The following is a 14,944-nucleotide window of genomic DNA, read 5'->3' as shown; positions in this document are numbered from 1 at the left end:
CGTCCTGCTCGCGACCACCACGCTGGGCTCCGCCGTGGCCATGGCCGAGGGCGGCGTGCTCACCATCGGGCGGCGCGAGGACGGCACCACGTTCGACCCGATCAAGACCGCCCAGAACGTCGACTTCTGGGTGTTCATGAACGTCCACGACGTGCTGGTCCGGGTCGACAAGACCGGCACCGAGCTGGTGCCGGGCCTGGCCGAGAGCTGGGAAATGTCGGAGGACGGGCTGACCTACACCTTCAAGATGCGCGACGCGAAGTTCTCCGACGGCAGCCCGATCACCGCCGAGGACGCCGCCTTCTCGATCCTGCGCATCCGCGACAGCGAGGAATCGCTGTGGAGCGACAGCTACACGGTGGTCGATACCGCCGAGGCGACCGACGACAAGACCCTGGTGGTGAAGCTGAAGACGCCGTCCGCCCCGTTCCTGGCGTCGCTCGCCATGCCGGGCGTCTCGGTGCTGTCCAAGGCCGCGATCGAGGCCGACGAGGAGGGCTTCGGCGTGATGCCGGTCGCCTCCGGCGCCTTCAAGGTCAAGGACTGGATCCGCGGCGACAAGGTCGTGCTCGAGCGCAACCCGGAGTTCTGGGAAGCCGACCGGGTCAAGCTGGACGGCGTCGAGTGGGTCTCGGTGCCCGACGACAATACCCGGATGCTCAAGGTGCAGGCCGGCGAACTGGATGCGGCGATTTTCGTGCCGTTCTCCAACGTGGCCGAGCTGGAGAAGAACCCGGACCTGACCGTTCACAAGGACAAGTCGACCCGCGAGGACCATCTCCTGATCAACCACGAGCACGGCCCGCTCGGCACCAAGGAGGTCCGCCAGGCGCTGGACTTCGCGATCGACAAGCAGGCGATCGTGGACACGGTGACGTTCGGCGTGGGCGAGGTCGCGAACTCGTACGTGCCCAGGGGCGCGCTGTACTACAACGAGGACAACCTGCTGCGCCCCTATGATCCCGAGAAGGCCAAGCAGCTCCTGGCCGAGGCCGGCGCGTCCGACCTGACCCTGGACTATGTGGTCGAGGCCGGCTCGGCGGTGGACGAGCAGGTCGCGGTCCTGGTCCAGCAGCAGCTCGCCCAGGCCGGGATCACCGCCAACATCCGCAAGGTCGACCCCAGCACCAGCTGGGACATGCTGGTGGCCGGCGAGTACGACATCTCGAAGAACTACTGGACCAACGACGTCATCGACCCGGACCAGAAGACGACCTTCGTCCTGGGGCACGACACCAACATGAACTACATGACCCGCTACCAGAACGAGCAGGTCAAGGAACTGGTCGAGCAGGCCCGGACCGAGATGGACCCGGCCAAGCGCGAGGCGCTCTACGAGGAGATCCAGGTCATCGCCAAGGACGATGCCCACTGGATCGACCTGTACTACAGCCCGTATGTCAATGTTTCGCGCAGCAACATCGAGGGCTTCTACCAGAACCCGCTCGGCCGGTTCTTCCTGGAAGACACCGTCAAGAACTGAGCCGGCCGGACGCCGCTTCCGTCATGCGGAAGCGGCGATCCCGTAGCTCTCGCCCTGGACGAAGGCCTCGCAGGAGCGCAGGTCTTCCTCCAGCTCGCGGCGCACCGCGGCGAACAGGTCGCGCACCGACACCATCCCCAGCACCTGTCCGCCTTCCACCACCGGCAGGTGGCGGAAATGGCCGTCCTGCATGCGCTGCAGGGCCTGCATCGGCGTTTCCTTGGGATCGATGGTCTGCGGGTCGCGGGTCATGACCAGGCCAAGCGGCGTGGCCGCCAGGTCCAGGTTGGTGGCGATGCACCGGGTGAGGTCGCGCTCGGTGAAGATGCCGATCAGCCGGCCTTCCTCGGCGACCATGATCGCGCCGATCTGGCGCTCGTGCATGGCAAGGGCGGCATCGCGGACGCTGGCGGCGCGATGCAGGAAGGTGAGGCTCTGCTCACCGGTGACGACATCGGGGACGATCCGTCGCTGCACCTGGTTCTCCCGGGCGAAGGGAGCCGTCGTCACCAGCCGGGGCCTTCGCCGAACCGCGGGGGCCGGTGCAACTTGTCTTGAGCAGAACCAATGTCATCGATTCGGACCTCGCGGTCAAGGCCCGGATCGACTGCAGTTCAGAGTTGGTGAACGCGAGGCAAAACTTTGTTCATGCCTTCTTTAACTTGCCAGCTCGCTCAATCGAGTCCTGGATGAACTGCTTGGCTTCGTCGACGTCACCCCATCCGATCACCTTCACCCACTTGTTGGGCTCGAGATCCTTGTAGTGCTCGAAGAAGTGCTGGATCCGGAGAAGGTCGATCTCCGGAATGTCCAGGTAGTTGTGCACCTTGCTGTTGATCGGGGTGATCTTGTTGTTCGGGACCGCCAGGATCTTCTCGTCCATCCCGGCCTCGTCTTCCATCTTCAGCACGCCGATCGGGCGGGCCGGCAGGATGGCGCCGGGCATGACCGGCATCCGGCCGACCACCATGACGTCGAGGGGATCGCCGTCGTCGGACAGCGTGTTGGGCACGAAGCCGTAATTGCACGGGTAGAACATCGTCGTGTACAGGTAGCGGTCGACGAAGATCGCGCCGGTTTCCTTGTCGTACTCGTACTTGATCGGGTCGGAGCGCAGCGGCACCTCGATCAGGACGTTGATCTCGTGCGGCGGGTTCTTGCCGGGGGGAATGCGCTCGATATCCATCGGACTGTCTCGGTTCTTAGGCTTGAGGTGAAACGGATCAGGGCCAGGCGGCGGAGGGGGGCAGCGACATCAGCACCGCCTCGGGATTGCCCCCGGTCTTCAGCCCGAACTGGGTGCCGCGATCGTAGACGAGATTGAACTCGACGTATCGGCCGCGCTTGATCTGCTGGATCCGCCGGTCTTCCTCGGTCCAGGGCGTGTGCATCCGCCGGCGCACGATCCGCGGGTAGACGTCGAGGAAGGCCTCGCCCACCGACTTGGTGAAGGCGAAGTCGCGCTCGAAATCCTCTTCCAGGTAGTCGTAGAAGATGCCGCCCTCGCCGCGCGGCTCGCCCCGGTGCGGGATGAAGAAATACTCGTCCGCCCAGGCCTTGTAGCGGTCATAGCGCTGCGGATCGAACGGGTCGCACGCATCTTGCAGCGCCCCGTGGAAGGCCGCGGTGTCCTCGGCGACCGGGATGATCGAGTTCAGGTCGGCGCCGCCGCCGAACCAGCGCTTGGTCGTCACGATGTGCCGGGTGTTCATGTGCGCCGGCGGCACGTGCGGGTTGGTCATGTGCGCGACCAGGGAGATGCCGGAGGCCCAGAACTGCGGGTTCTCGGCAGCACCCGGGATCGCCTTGGCGAACTCGGGCGCGAAGCTGCCATGGACCGTCGAGACGTTGACGCCGACCTTCTCGAACACCCGGCCATACATCAGGGACATCACCCCGCCGCCGCCGCCGGTGCGTTCCCAGGCCTTGCGCTGGAAGCGGGCAGGCGGCGCCTGCGGGTCGTACTCGTCCTCGATCGCTTCGAACGCCGCGCAGATGCGGTCGCGCAGCGCCTCGAACCAGGCGCGCGCCCGGTTGCACCGCTCGTCGTCTTCTCTCACGTCGCCAGGTCCCGTTGCCGATTCCGCTCGATCTCGTCGTAGAGGCCGGTTGCGGCCGCCGCGTGCGCGGCGACCATGGCTGCGGCCACGACCAGGTTCAAGGAACGAGCCTGCGAACGGATCGGAATTCGCACCCGCGCGTCGGCCTGCGCGTAGATTTCCGGCGGAACGCCGGCGCTTTCGCTGCCGAGCAGCAGCACGTCGCCCCGCCGGAACGCGAAGCGGTCGTAGCGACATTCGGCCCGGGTGCTCAACAGGACCAACCGCCGCGGCAATCCGGCCACAGGGATCTGCAAGCTCGCCCGGAATGCCGGCCAGTCATGATGACGGCATATTGCCGCGTGATCGAGGTAATCCATGCCGGCGCGGCGCATCCGACGATCGTCGAGCGGAAACCCGCACGGTTCGATGATGTGCAGGCCGATGCCAAGACAGGCCGCCAGCCGGGCCGCAGCCCCGACATTGCCCGCCTGATCCGGCCGGAACATGGCGATTTCGACAGGCCTGTCGTCCAAGACCATGGCGCCGCTTTCCTGGAGCAATTCCTGTTTCCCGAAATTTGCGAGCGGCATCATGGACTTGTGCGACCGATCGTCGCTTGTCGGAGCGGCGGTCGCTCCGTATCTTCCGCCCGCTTTCCTGACATGCCCCACGGAGAGGCGCATTCACATGGCCGATACGACGGTTCGACACGACGAGAGCGGCGGCGCCACCCGGCGCGACGTGCTCGACGTGGTCACGTGGTCGGCGGTCGCCATCGGCGCTGGTACGATGGTGTGGCCGCTCATCAGCAGCATGAACCCTTCGGCCGACGTCCTGGCGTTGTCGACCACCGAGGTGGACGTGTCCCAGGTTCCGGAAGGAGCGGGCATCACGGTGATGTGGCGGGGCCGCCCGACCTTTGTGCGCCACCGCACGCCCGCCGAGATCGAGGAGGCGCGCGCCGTGCCCCTGTCGGCGCTGAAGGATCCGCAGACCGACGAGGAGCGGGTCAAGGAAGGCAAGGACGCCTACCTGATCACCGGCGGCAACTGCACCCATCTGGGCTGCGTGCCGCTGGGCAACAAGGTGACGGACGACCGGGGCGAGTTCGGCGGCTGGTTCTGCCCCTGCCACGGCTCGCACTACGACACGTCCGGCCGGATCCGGAAGGGCCCCGCGCCGCTGAACCTGCCGGTGCCGGAGTATGAGTTCATCTCCGACACCGTGGCACGGATCGGATGAGCCCAATGCGACGTAATGAGATGAACGGCACTCCGGGAACGGCGTCCAGCTTGGGGCGGAAGGACTGACATGGCCACGGGCTCCGAACAGGTTGTTTTCAAGAACAAGACGGCGCGCTGGATCGAGGATCGCCTGCCGATCCTGGGCTTCGGCTATCAGCATCTCGTGGCCTATCCGGCTCCGCGCAACCTGAACTATTTCTGGAATTTCGGCGCCCTCGCCGGGATCATGCTGGTGCTGCAGATCATCACCGGCATCGTCCTGGTGATGCAGTACACGCCGCACACCGAGATGGCGTTCGATAGCATCGAGCGGATCATGCGCGACGTGAACTATGGTTGGCTGCTGCGCTACGCCCACGCCAACGGCGCGTCGATGTTCTTCATTGTGGTCTACATCCACATCTTCCGCGGGCTCTACTACGGCTCCTACAAGGCGCCGCGCGAGCTTCTGTGGATGCTGGGCGTGGTCATCCTGCTCCTGATGATGGCGACCGCCTTCATGGGCTACGTGCTCCCCTGGGGGCAGATGAGCTTCTGGGGCGCGCAGGTCATCACCTCGCTGTTCTCGGCCTTCCCGCTGGTCGGCGACCCGATCGTCACCTGGCTGTGGGGCGGCTTCGCGGTCGACAACCCGACCCTGAACCGGTTCTTCTCCCTGCACTACCTCCTGCCGTTCGTGATCGTGGGCGTGGTGTTCCTGCACCTGATCGCCCTGCACACCCACGGCTCGAACAACCCGGTCGGCATCGACCTGACCAAGAAGGACAAGATCCCGTTCCACCCGTACTACACGGTCAAGGACCTGTTCGGGCTGGCGGTGTTCCTGCTGTTCTTCTCCTACTTCGTGTTCTTCGGCCCGAACATCCTTGGCCACCCCGACAACTACATCCAGGCCGACCCGCTCGTGACGCCCGCGCACATCGTGCCGGAATGGTATTTCCTGCCGTTCTACGCGATCCTGCGCTCCACCGTGTACGACAGCATCTTCACCCCGCTGATCGTCTTCAGCTACCTCGGCATCACCGAGAAGCTGATGGGCGTCCTCGCGATGTTCGGCTCGATCGCGGTGCTCCTGGTGCTGCCCTGGCTGGACACCAGCCGCGTGCGCAGCGCCAACTATCGCCCGATCTACCGGTGGGTGTTCTGGCTGCTGGTGATCGACGCGGTGGTGCTCACCTGGGTCGGCGGCGAGGTGCCGACCGAGACGGTCGTCCTGATCGGCCAGCTCGCGACGCTCTACTACTTCGTCCACTTCCTCGTGATCATGCCGCTGCTCGGCAGGCTCGAGCGCCCGCGTCCCTTGCCGGACAGCCTCGGCCGCCCGGTCCTGTCCCACGGCGCATCCGCGCAGCCGGCGGAGTAATCGATGCGTCTGTTCAAGCTCTCCACCCTCCTGGTCGCCGGCCTGCTCTGGACCGGCGCCGCCCAGGCCGCCGAGGGGGTCGTGGAACCGAAATCGGTGGACTGGCCGCATGCCGGCTTCCTCGGGACCTTCGACCGGGCTGCCCTGCAGCGCGGCTTCAAGGTCTACCAGGAGGTCTGCCACGGCTGTCACGCCGCCAAGTACCTGACCTTCCGCTCGCTGGGCGACCTCGGCTTCAACGAGGACGAGGTCAAGGCGATCGCGGCGTCCTACACCGTGCTGGACGGTCCGGACGACAGCGGCGAGATGTTCGAGCGGCCGGGCAGGCCGTCCGATGTCATGCCGGCGCCGTTCCCCAATCCGGCCGCGGCCCGGGCCGCCAATGGCGGCGCCTATCCGCCCGACCTGTCCCTGATGACCAAGGCGCGCGCCGAGGGCGACAACTACCTCTTCTCGCTGCTGACCGGCTATGAGGACCCGCCGGCGGGCGAGGACGTCGCGCCCGGCCAGTACTACAACCTGTACTTCCCCGGGCACCGGATCGGCATGCCGCCTCCGCTCACCCCGGACCAGGTGAGCTACGACGACGGCACCTCGGCCACGATCGACCAGATGTCCGCCGACGTCACCCAGTTCCTGACCTGGCTGGCCGAGCCGAAGATGGAGGAGCGCAAGCAGACCGGCATCAAGGTCATGCTGTTCCTGTTCATCCTCTCGGTGCTGCTCTACCTCTACAAGCGCAAGGTCTGGTCGGACGTGCACTGAGCCGTCCCTTCCGGAAGCGTTCGAACCTGCGGGGCCGCGTCAGCGGCCCCGTTGCTTTTTCCGGTTCCCTGCGGCACCCCGGGGCGCAGGGAGGACCGAGCATCATGCAGGATTGGTGGCGGCGGACGGCGACGGAGACGGTGGCGGCCCTGAAGGAGGGGCAGCTGCGGCCGACCGAGGCGGTCCAGGCATCGCTGGAGCGGATCGCGGCCGTCGAACCCGCGGTCAACGCGGTGCCGACCTTGTGCCAGGAGCGCGCCCTGGCCCATGCCGGGCGCCTGGAACGCCTGCCGGCCGCCGAGCGCGGCCCGCTGGCCGGCCTGCCGGTCCTGATCAAGGACCTGGTGGACGTCGAGGGCGTGCGCACCACCTACGGCTCGCGCATCTTCCACGACCATGTGCCTGCGCGCTCCGACTACACGGTCGAGCGGATCGAGGCGGCCGGCGGCATCGTGCTCGGCAAGACCAACACCCCGGAATTCGGCGCCGGCGCGGTCACCTTCAACGAGGTCCACGGCGTCACCTCCAACCCCTGGAACACCGGCCGCACCTGCGGCGGCAGCTCCGGCGGCTCCGCGGTGGCGCTGGCCACCGGCGAGGCCTGGCTCGCCACCGGCTCCGATCTCGGCGGCTCCCTGCGCACCCCGGCCTCGTTCTGCGGCGTGGTCGGTCTGCGTCCCTCGCCCGGCCGGGTGCCCGCCGGCCCGCAGCTCGACCCGTTCCAGACCCTGTCGGTGGACGGGCCGATGGCGCGCAACGTGCGCGACCTGGCCCTGTTCCTGGACGTGATGGCCGGCCACGACCCGCGCGACCCGATCTCCTACCCGATGGAAGCCGGCCTGCACCGCCAGGCGGTCGCGGCGCCGCATCTGCCGGCGAAGGTCGCCTTCTCCGCCGATCTGGGCGGGATCACTCCCGTCGACCCGGAGGTCGAGCAGCTGTGCCGGGCCGCGGTCGAGCAGCTGCGCCAGGCCGGCATCGAGGTCGCCGAGGCCGCCCCGGACTTCAGCGAGGCCATCGAGACCTTCGCCACCCTGCGTGCGGCCCAGTACGCCACCAATGCCGGGCCGCTCCTGGCCGAGCATCGCGAGAAGCTGAAGCCGGAGGTGGTCTGGAACATCGAGAAGGGGCTGGCGCTGGATGCCGGCAGCATCGCCACCGGCCTGCGCGCCCGGGGCGAGCTGCAGCGCCGGGCCGCCACCTTCCTGGCCGACCACGAGCTCCTGCTCACCCCGACCTCGGTGGTGGCGCCGTTCGCCCATGGCATCCGCTACCTGGAGGAGCTGAACGGCCACCGCTTCCCCTCCTATATCGACTGGGTGACCATCGCCTATGCGGTCACGTTGACCGCCTGCCCGGCGCTGTCGATCCCCTGCGGCTTCACCCGCGACGGCCTGCCGGTCGGCCTGCAGCTGGTCGGCCGGCCGCGTGGCGAGGCGGGATTGCTGCAGCGGGCGGCGGCGATCGAGGACCTGTTCGGGCTGGCCGGGCGGATCCCGCTCGATCCTAAGGCTCCCGCTTCCTGACAAGCACTGCTAAACGTCCAGGGGATGACCTGACGAAAGCTTGGGGAGGCAGCATGGTCCGGTTCGGCTTGTTCGGCTGCGGGCGCATCGGGCGGATGCATGCCGACACCATCGCGGCGCATCCCCGCGCCGAGCTGCGCATGGTCTATGACGTGGTGCCGGCGGCGGCCGAGGCGGTGGCCGGCCGGCACGGTTGCGTGGCCGCCACCGAGGTCGACCAGCTCCTGGAGAGCGGCGAGGTCGACGCGGTGCTGATCGCCTCGTCCACCGACACCCATGTCGACCTGATCACCCGCTCCGCCAAGGCCGGCAAGGCGATCCTGTGCGAAAAGCCGATCGACCTGGACATCGCAAGGGTCGATGCCTGCCGGGACGAGATCGCCCCGCACAAGCCGATCCTGCAGCTGGGCTTCAACCGCCGCTTCGACCCGTCCTTCAAGGCGGTCCAGGCCGGCCTCGCCCAGGGCGAGATCGGCAAGCTCGAGCTCCTGGTGATCACCTCGCGCGACCCGGGCCCGCCGCCGGCAGCCTACATCAAGGTCTCGGGCGGCCTGTTCCGCGACATGATGATCCATGACTTCGACCTCGCCCGCTTCATGCTGGGCGAGGACCCGGTGGCGGTGTCCGCGATGGCCTCGGTCCTGGTGGAACCGGAGATCGGCCGGCTGGGCGACGTCGACAGCGCGATGGTGACCATGAAGGCCGCCTCGGGCGCCCTGGTCCACATCAACTGCTCGCGCCGGGCCGTGTACGGCTATGACCAGCGCCTGGAGGCGTTCGGCGAGCGCGGCATGCTGCAGGTCGACAACCGTCGCGCCACCACGGTGCGGCGCTACGCGGCGGACGGCACCGACACCCGCGATTCCCTCCTGGACTTCTTCATCGAGCGCTATGCCGAGGCCTACACGGCCGAGCTCGATGCCTTCATCGACGCGATCGAGAAGGGCACGCCGGTGCCGGTCGGCTTCGAGGACGGCCGCCGCGCCCTGATCCTCGCCGACGCGGCGCTGCAGGCATTGAAGACCGGCACGACCATCGACCTGAAGTGGGAATAGTGATGAAGCCGAACGGCCTCAGGCAGCTCTGGGCGGAGAACAAGGCGGCGCTGAACGGCTGGCTGGCGGTGCCGTCCTCCTTTTCCGCCGAGGTCATGGCGCATCAGGGCTTCGATACCCTGACCGTGGACCTGCAGCACGGCGTCGCCGACTACCAGACCGCCGTCACCATGTTCCAGGCGATCGGCACCACCGCCACCACGCCGCTGTGCCGGGTGCCGTGGAACGAGCCGGGCATTGTCCAGCGCCTCCTGGATGCCGGGGTGATGGGCGTGATCTGCCCGATGGTGAACACCCGCGCCCAGGCGGAGGCCTTCGTCTCGGTGATGCGCTACCCGCCGCGCGGCACCCGCAGCTTCGGCCCGATCCGGGCGCTCTATGCCCACGGTCCCACCTATCCTGCCGAGGCCAACGACCAGGTCGTGGCGTTCGCGATGATCGAGACCCGCGAGGCGCTGGACAACCTGGACGACATCCTGGGCGTTCCGGGCCTGGACGCCGTCTATGTCGGGCCCTCCGACCTCGCCGCGTCCCTGGGCTACCCGCCGCGCTTCGATCCCGAGGAGCCGGCGGTGGTCGACGCGATCCGGCACATCATCGCCCGGGTGAAGGCGCATGGCCTGAAAGCCGGCATCCACAACGGCACCGCCGCCTATGCCAAGAAGATGATCGCCGCCGGATTCGATCTGGTGACGGTGGGCTCCGACGCCCGCTTCATGGCGCTGGAGGCCGCCAACGTCGCGGCCGCCATGAAGGACCGCCCGGCGCCCGGCAACTCCTCCGGGACCTACTGATGCCCCATGTCCTGGTGGTCGGCCGCGTCGTCGACGAAGGGCTGGCGGTGCTGAAGGCGCGCGCGGACGTCAGCTTCGAGATGATCCCGGAGGGCGATCCGGAGGAGCTGCGCGCGCGCCTGCCGCAGACCAACGGCATCCTGGTCCGCACCATGAAGCTGCCGCGCGACCTGCTGGATGCGGCGCCGGATCTCAAGGTCGTGTCCCGCCACGGGGTCGGCTACGACAACGTCGATGTCGGCTGCCTGACCGAGCGGAAGATCCCGGTGGCGATCGCCGCCACCGCCAACGCGGTCTCGGTCGCCGAGCACGCCTTCTGGATGATGCTGGAGCTGGCCAAGCGCGGCCGCGAGCATGAGCAGGCGGTGCGGTCCGACAACTGGAACTGGCGGCTGGGCAGCCACGCGGTCGAGCTGCAGGGCCGCCGCCTGCTGCTGGTCGGCTGCGGCCGGATCGGCCGGGAGCTGGCGGCGCGCGCCCGGGCGTTCGGCATGAGCGTCGACGTGTTCGATCCGTTCGCGCCGGCACCGGACGGCTGCCGCCAGGTGGCGGAGCTGGAGGCGGCCCTGCCGGAGGCCGACGTGGTCAGCCTGCACCTGCCGCGCACCGCCGCCACCGTGAACCTGTTCGACGCCGCGATGCTGGCCCGGATGAAGCCCAGCGCGATCCTGGTCAACACCGCGCGCGGCGGGATCATCGACGAGGCGGCGCTGGCCGATGCCCTCCGGGCCGGGCAGATCCGCGGCGCCGGCCTGGACGTGCTGGACCAGGAGCCACCGCCGGCCGACCATCCGCTCCTGCGCGTCGACAATCTCCTGGTGACCCCGCATGTCGCGGGCGTGACCGGGGAGGCGATGGTGCGCATGGCGATCGAATCGGCCGAGAACGTGCTGGCGGGCATCGACGGCCGGCTCGACCCGGGCGTGGTCGTCAACCGCGAGGTGCTGGCATGAAGCGGCTGAACATCGGCCTGATCGGCAGCGGCTTCATGGGCCGCAGCCATGCCTTGGCCTGGCGGGCGACCGCGGCGACCTTCTCGCTGAGGACGACCCCGCATCTGGAACTGCTGGCCGACATCGACGAGGTCACCGCGCGCAAGGCAGCACTTGGCTTCGGCTTCTCCCGCTCGACCGGCGACTGGCCGATGCTGGTGGAGGATCCCGACGTCGACCTGGTCGACATCACCACGCCCAACATCCTGCACGCGCCGATGTGCCGGGCGGCGATCGCGGCGCGCAAGCCGGTCTACTGCGAGAAGCCTCTGGCCCCCGACGCGGCCACCGCCTTCGCCCTGGCCCGCGAGGCCGAGGCGGCGGGGGTGCCGACCTTTGTCGGCTTCAACTATCTGCGCAACCCGATGACCGAGCTGGCCCGGGACATCGTGACCAGCGGCGAGATCGGCGAGGTCTGGAATTTCCGCGGCATCCACGCCGAGGACTACATGACCGACCCGGAGAGCCCCTGGACCTGGCGGCTCGACCCCAAGGGCGGGGCAGGGGCGGTGGCCGATCTGGGCAGCCACATCATCAGCCTTGCCCGCTATGTGGTGGGCCCGATCGAGCGCCTGTCGGCCGACATCGACACGATCGTGCGCGAGCGGCCGACCAGGGACGGCCGCCGCCGCGCGGTCGAGGTCGACGATCAGGCCCGGGCGCTGGTCCGCTTCGCCAGCGGCGCCAAGGGCACCATCGAGGCCTCCTGGGTCGCCACCGGCCGCAAGATGTACCTGGCGTTCGAGCTGACCGGGTCCAAGGGCTCGATCTGTTTGAACATGGAGCGGATGAACGAGCTGAAGCTCTATGTGAGCGGGCGTCCGGCCACGCTGGACGGCTGGGTCGAGATCCCGGCCGGCCCGGCGCACAAGGACTATGCCGGCTTTATCCCGGCCCCGGCGCACCAGCTGGGCTTCAACGACATCAAGACGATCGAGACCGCCGAGATCGTGCGCGGCCTGACCGGCAACGGCCTGAAGCGGATGCCGGACTTCCGCGAGGCCGCCGAGATCCAGGCGGTGGTTGACGCCATGCTGATGTCCGGCAGGAACGGCAACTGGGTATCGGTCGACGATGTCGCCAAGGCGGCCGGCCGATGATCCCGCCCCCGCCGCCCCAGGCGGGGGGATACCGCACCATCTATGCTGACCCGCCCTGGACCTTCGGCACCTGGTCCGAGCGCGGCAAGGCGCGCAGCGCCGAGGCGCATTACGACACCTTGACCATCGACGGCATCGCCGCCCTGCCGGTGGCGGACTGGGCGGCGAAGGACGCGGTGCTGCTGATGTGGATCACCGACCCGCTTTTGCCGCGCGGCCTGGAGGTGATCCGCGCCTGGGGCTTCACCTACAAGACCGTGGGCTTCCACTGGACCAAGCAGAACCGGATGGGCAGCGGCTTCTTCACCGGCATGGGGTTTTGGACCCGCGCCAACCCGGAACTCTGCCTGCTGGCGACCCGGGGCAAGCCGAAGCGCCGCTCCGGCGCGGTCAAGCGCCTGGTGGTGGCGCCCAGGCGGGAGCATTCCCGCAAGCCCGAGGAAGTGCGCGACCGCATCGAGCAGCTCTGCGACGGTCCCTACCTGGAGATGTTCGGCCGCGACAGCCGGCCCGGCTGGGACATCTGGGGCAACCAGGCCGGCCTGTTCGACCAGGGCCGGGTCGAGACGCGGCGACGTCCTTCCCGGGAGCCCCCCGCCCCGGCGGCGCCGATGGACGAGGGGCCGGTGGAAGGTTGATCCGATGACTTTCGAACTGCTCACCCTGCCGCTCCTGGCCCTCTTGTGCCTGGCGCTGCCGTTCGTCTATGGCCCGGCCCGCGCCCGCCAGGTCGGCGGCAAGGCGCTGCTGGGCAACCGCGAGAACCTGCCGCCCCCCGACGGGGTGGCCGGCCGGGGCCTGCGCGCCCACCAGAACCTGATCGAGAACCTGGTGCCGTATGCGATCGTGGTGCTGGCGGCCCATGCGGCCGGGGTCTCCAACACGGTCACGGCGATCGCGGCCGGCGTGTTCCTGGCAGCCCGGCTGGTGCATGCCGCCTGCTACGTCGCCGGCATCACCCTGGCGCGGAGCGTCGCGTACTTCGCCGGCGTGGCGGCGACCCTGGTGATCCTGGTCCAGCTGTTCTTCTGAGGCCGGTGCCGGCACGGGTGCCGGCGCTCAGGGCTCCGCGCGCAGCCGCACCACCAGCCCGGCATGGTCGGACGGCCAGAGCCGCTGGCCCTCGACCGGCCAGGTCCTTCCCGCCGGCTCCGCGCCGATCAGGCGGATCCCGCCCGGCCGCACCGCGCCGCGCGTCAGGATCAGGTCCGGCCGTTTCGACAGGGCCGGTGCGGCATTGCGCAGGTCCGGCCGCTGGCAGCAGGTGGCGCCGCCCGCCCGGCCCCGTTGGACTGTCCAGGCATCGGCGAAGCCGGCGGCGGTGATCGCTTCTGAAACGTCGCTGGCGGCCGTGCCGAAATCGCCGGCCAGGATCAACGGTGCCCCGTTCGGGCTCTGCGGCCCCAGCGCCGCCAGCAGTTCGTCGGCCTGGGCGGCCTGGATGTCGCCAGCCAGTCCGGCATCCTCCATCTGGGTGGTCACCAGGCGGAACCGGTGGCCGCGGACCTGGGCGTCGATGCCGACGAAGCCGCGCCGCAGTTCCAGTTCGGCGCCGTTGCCGATGCCCGGCAGGGGCACGGTGCGGGCCGCCTGGTAGGTGCAGCCATCGCCGGCACGTTGGCAGCCTTCAAACAGGACCGGCTTCGCCTCGATGTCGGCGCGCTGGAGGATCACGTCGCGGTTCTGGATGGTCAGCAGCCCGCGCCGGCCGCCAAGGGTGAACGGCACCCCGCGCACGGCTCCCACGTCCGGCAGCTTCGCCTCGACCGTCTCCAGGTCGAAGCTCGTCACCGCCGCCGCGACCCGGTAGTCGGCGCCCCGTGCGCGCAGGGCCGAAAGGGTCTCCTCCAGCTGGTCGACGAAGGCGCGGGCGATCGCGGGGTCGGCGCAGGCGCCCGGCTCCGGCGGAAGATCGCGGCAGTTGAAGCGGGCGACCTCCTGCAGGGCGACCAGGTCCGGTCGCTGGCGCACGATCTCGGCCGCCTGGCGCTCGGCGCGGCGCGGGAAGCTGTTGTCCGCCGCCTGGTCCAGGACCTGCAGCACCGCCTCGTCCAGCGCCTGGGCGGTCGGCGCTTCCAGAATCGGGGTCAGGTCGGCGCCCAGATACTGGTTCTGGGTCATCACGTCGATCTCGCCCGGGAAGCGGCGCAGGTCGACCCGCCGCTCAGCAGCGGCCTCGGCCGGCAGGGCGAGCAGCAGCGCCAGCAGCAGCACAGCCAGGGGCCGCAGGAGGACCATGACCGGGGCCTGCGCCACTTGCCGGGCAGCCTGCCATGGATTCGTGTTGCCCATCGGTAAAACCATGGAAATCACAGTCGAGAGTCTTGCCAATATTTCTTTACGCTTCTGACACGGGACGAGATGCACGCGAGTTCACGATTGATCACATGGGACGTTCCTGGGGACTATGATCTTGATCACTCCAGCCGATGATTCAGGACAGCATTGAGGTCGTCGCATGGCGGCAGGCCGCCTGCAGCCCGGCATCACAGCTGCATTTCTATCATGAGCCCGCGCGGTCGGGGAGAGGTGATGGCGGCAGGACGGGCGATCTGCCCCTCCCGAAGGAGCCGCGCTGCC

General features: G+C 68.7%; 16 protein-coding genes. 11 read left to right on the top strand and 5 right to left on the bottom strand.

Annotated elements, in window-relative coordinates; translation table 11 throughout:
- Positions 1-40: 40 nt before the first annotated feature.
- Positions 41-1,483, top strand: coding sequence for an ABC transporter substrate-binding protein (locus GEMRO_RS0106330; protein ID WP_407645420.1), 1,443 nt, complete (start codon positions 41-43; stop codon positions 1,481-1,483).
- A gap of 21 nt (positions 1,484-1,504) precedes the next feature.
- Here the strand turns inward: GEMRO_RS0106330 and GEMRO_RS0106325 are convergent, their stop codons facing one another.
- From GEMRO_RS0106325 to GEMRO_RS27960, 4 genes are all read right to left on the bottom strand, one after another.
- Entirely contained in the window at positions 1,505-1,993 is a 489-nt protein-coding gene (locus GEMRO_RS0106325; RefSeq protein ID WP_240476614.1) for a CBS domain-containing protein, read from the bottom strand.
- Positions 1,994-2,129: 136 nt separating this feature from the next.
- Positions 2,130-2,669: an inorganic diphosphatase gene (ppa, locus tag GEMRO_RS0106320; RefSeq protein ID WP_027133331.1), complete on the bottom strand. Its 540-nt coding sequence runs from the start codon at positions 2,667-2,669 to the stop codon at positions 2,130-2,132.
- A 37-nt stretch (positions 2,670-2,706) separates the two neighbouring features.
- Positions 2,707-3,543, bottom strand: coding sequence for an oxygen-dependent coproporphyrinogen oxidase (gene hemF, locus GEMRO_RS0106315; RefSeq protein WP_027133330.1), 837 nt, complete (start codon positions 3,541-3,543; stop codon positions 2,707-2,709).
- Positions 3,540-4,118 (bottom strand): tRNA (cytidine(34)-2'-O)-methyltransferase, encoded by a 579-nt coding sequence (locus GEMRO_RS27960; RefSeq protein WP_240476612.1) that lies wholly within the window; start codon positions 4,116-4,118, stop codon positions 3,540-3,542. The genes hemF and GEMRO_RS27960 overlap by 4 nt, the downstream gene beginning before the upstream one ends.
- 94 nt (positions 4,119-4,212) lie before the next feature.
- Between GEMRO_RS27960 and petA the strand changes: the two genes are divergently transcribed.
- From petA to GEMRO_RS0106260, 10 genes are all read left to right on the top strand, one after another.
- Positions 4,213-4,767, top strand: a complete 555-nt coding sequence (petA, locus tag GEMRO_RS0106305) for a ubiquinol-cytochrome c reductase iron-sulfur subunit (protein WP_027133329.1) — start codon at positions 4,213-4,215, stop codon at positions 4,765-4,767.
- Positions 4,768-4,836: 69 nt separating this feature from the next.
- Positions 4,837-6,132: a cytochrome b gene (locus GEMRO_RS0106300; protein ID WP_027133328.1), complete on the top strand. Its 1,296-nt coding sequence runs from the start codon at positions 4,837-4,839 to the stop codon at positions 6,130-6,132.
- 3 nt (positions 6,133-6,135) lie between these two features.
- The gene (locus tag GEMRO_RS0106295; RefSeq protein ID WP_027133327.1) at positions 6,136-6,897 is read left to right on the top strand and encodes a cytochrome c1; all 762 of its coding nucleotides are present in this window, start codon (positions 6,136-6,138) and stop codon (positions 6,895-6,897) included.
- Between the two features lie 104 nt (positions 6,898-7,001).
- Positions 7,002-8,423: an amidase gene (locus tag GEMRO_RS0106290; RefSeq protein ID WP_035484830.1), complete on the top strand. Its 1,422-nt coding sequence runs from the start codon at positions 7,002-7,004 to the stop codon at positions 8,421-8,423.
- 53 nt (positions 8,424-8,476) lie between these two features.
- A complete protein-coding gene (gene iolG / locus GEMRO_RS0106285) occupies positions 8,477-9,478 on the top strand; it encodes an inositol 2-dehydrogenase (protein WP_027133325.1) in 1,002 nt (333 codons plus the stop codon).
- A 2-nt stretch (positions 9,479-9,480) separates the two neighbouring features.
- Complete coding sequence (locus GEMRO_RS0106280; protein WP_027133324.1) at positions 9,481-10,272, top strand: HpcH/HpaI aldolase family protein; 792 nt, start codon at positions 9,481-9,483, stop codon at positions 10,270-10,272.
- A complete protein-coding gene (locus GEMRO_RS0106275) occupies positions 10,272-11,225 on the top strand; it encodes a hydroxyacid dehydrogenase (RefSeq protein WP_027133323.1) in 954 nt (317 codons plus the stop codon). Before GEMRO_RS0106280 ends, GEMRO_RS0106275 begins: the two co-directional genes overlap by 1 nt.
- Entirely contained in the window at positions 11,222-12,364 is a 1,143-nt protein-coding gene (locus tag GEMRO_RS0106270; protein WP_027133322.1) for a Gfo/Idh/MocA family protein, read from the top strand. The genes GEMRO_RS0106275 and GEMRO_RS0106270 overlap by 4 nt, the downstream gene beginning before the upstream one ends.
- A complete protein-coding gene (locus tag GEMRO_RS27955) occupies positions 12,361-13,002 on the top strand; it encodes an MT-A70 family methyltransferase (RefSeq protein WP_051328758.1) in 642 nt (213 codons plus the stop codon). The genes GEMRO_RS0106270 and GEMRO_RS27955 overlap by 4 nt, the downstream gene beginning before the upstream one ends.
- 4 nt (positions 13,003-13,006) lie before the next feature.
- Positions 13,007-13,396 (top strand): MAPEG family protein, encoded by a 390-nt coding sequence (locus GEMRO_RS0106260; RefSeq protein ID WP_027133321.1) that lies wholly within the window; start codon positions 13,007-13,009, stop codon positions 13,394-13,396.
- A 27-nt stretch (positions 13,397-13,423) separates the two neighbouring features.
- Here the strand turns inward: GEMRO_RS0106260 and GEMRO_RS0106255 are convergent, their stop codons facing one another.
- A complete protein-coding gene (locus GEMRO_RS0106255) occupies positions 13,424-14,656 on the bottom strand; it encodes an endonuclease/exonuclease/phosphatase family protein (protein ID WP_035484828.1) in 1,233 nt (410 codons plus the stop codon).
- Positions 14,657-14,944: the final 288 nt, after the last annotated feature.

Origin of the sequence: Geminicoccus roseus DSM 18922 (assembly GCF_000427665.1) — a bacterium.
GTDB classification, from domain to species: domain Bacteria; phylum Pseudomonadota; class Alphaproteobacteria; order Geminicoccales; family Geminicoccaceae; genus Geminicoccus; species Geminicoccus roseus.
Note: the sequence above shows the minus strand (reverse complement) of the source record. Positions and strands in the feature narration are given on the sequence as shown.

Coding starts and splice junctions, on each gene's coding strand:
- GEMRO_RS0106280 (WP_027133324.1), top strand. CDS start 9,481: ATGAAGCCGAACGGCCTCAGGCAGCTCTGGGCGGAGAACAAGGCGGCG.
- GEMRO_RS0106275 (WP_027133323.1), top strand. CDS start 10,272: ATGCCCCATGTCCTGGTGGTCGGCCGCGTCGTCGACGAAGGGCTGGCG.
- GEMRO_RS0106300 (WP_027133328.1), top strand. CDS start 4,837: ATGGCCACGGGCTCCGAACAGGTTGTTTTCAAGAACAAGACGGCGCGC.
- GEMRO_RS0106330 (WP_407645420.1), top strand. CDS start 41: ATGGCCGAGGGCGGCGTGCTCACCATCGGGCGGCGCGAGGACGGCACC.
- GEMRO_RS0106290 (WP_035484830.1), top strand. CDS start 7,002: ATGCAGGATTGGTGGCGGCGGACGGCGACGGAGACGGTGGCGGCCCTG.
- GEMRO_RS27960 (WP_240476612.1), bottom strand. CDS start 4,118: ATGATGCCGCTCGCAAATTTCGGGAAACAGGAATTGCTCCAGGAAAGC.
- iolG (WP_027133325.1), top strand. CDS start 8,477: ATGGTCCGGTTCGGCTTGTTCGGCTGCGGGCGCATCGGGCGGATGCAT.
- GEMRO_RS0106255 (WP_035484828.1), bottom strand. CDS start 14,656: ATGGGCAACACGAATCCATGGCAGGCTGCCCGGCAAGTGGCGCAGGCC.
- GEMRO_RS0106295 (WP_027133327.1), top strand. CDS start 6,136: ATGCGTCTGTTCAAGCTCTCCACCCTCCTGGTCGCCGGCCTGCTCTGG.
- petA (WP_027133329.1), top strand. CDS start 4,213: ATGGCCGATACGACGGTTCGACACGACGAGAGCGGCGGCGCCACCCGG.
- GEMRO_RS27955 (WP_051328758.1), top strand. CDS start 12,361: ATGATCCCGCCCCCGCCGCCCCAGGCGGGGGGATACCGCACCATCTAT.
- ppa (WP_027133331.1), bottom strand. CDS start 2,669: ATGGATATCGAGCGCATTCCCCCCGGCAAGAACCCGCCGCACGAGATC.
- GEMRO_RS0106270 (WP_027133322.1), top strand. CDS start 11,222: ATGAAGCGGCTGAACATCGGCCTGATCGGCAGCGGCTTCATGGGCCGC.
- GEMRO_RS0106260 (WP_027133321.1), top strand. CDS start 13,007: ATGACTTTCGAACTGCTCACCCTGCCGCTCCTGGCCCTCTTGTGCCTG.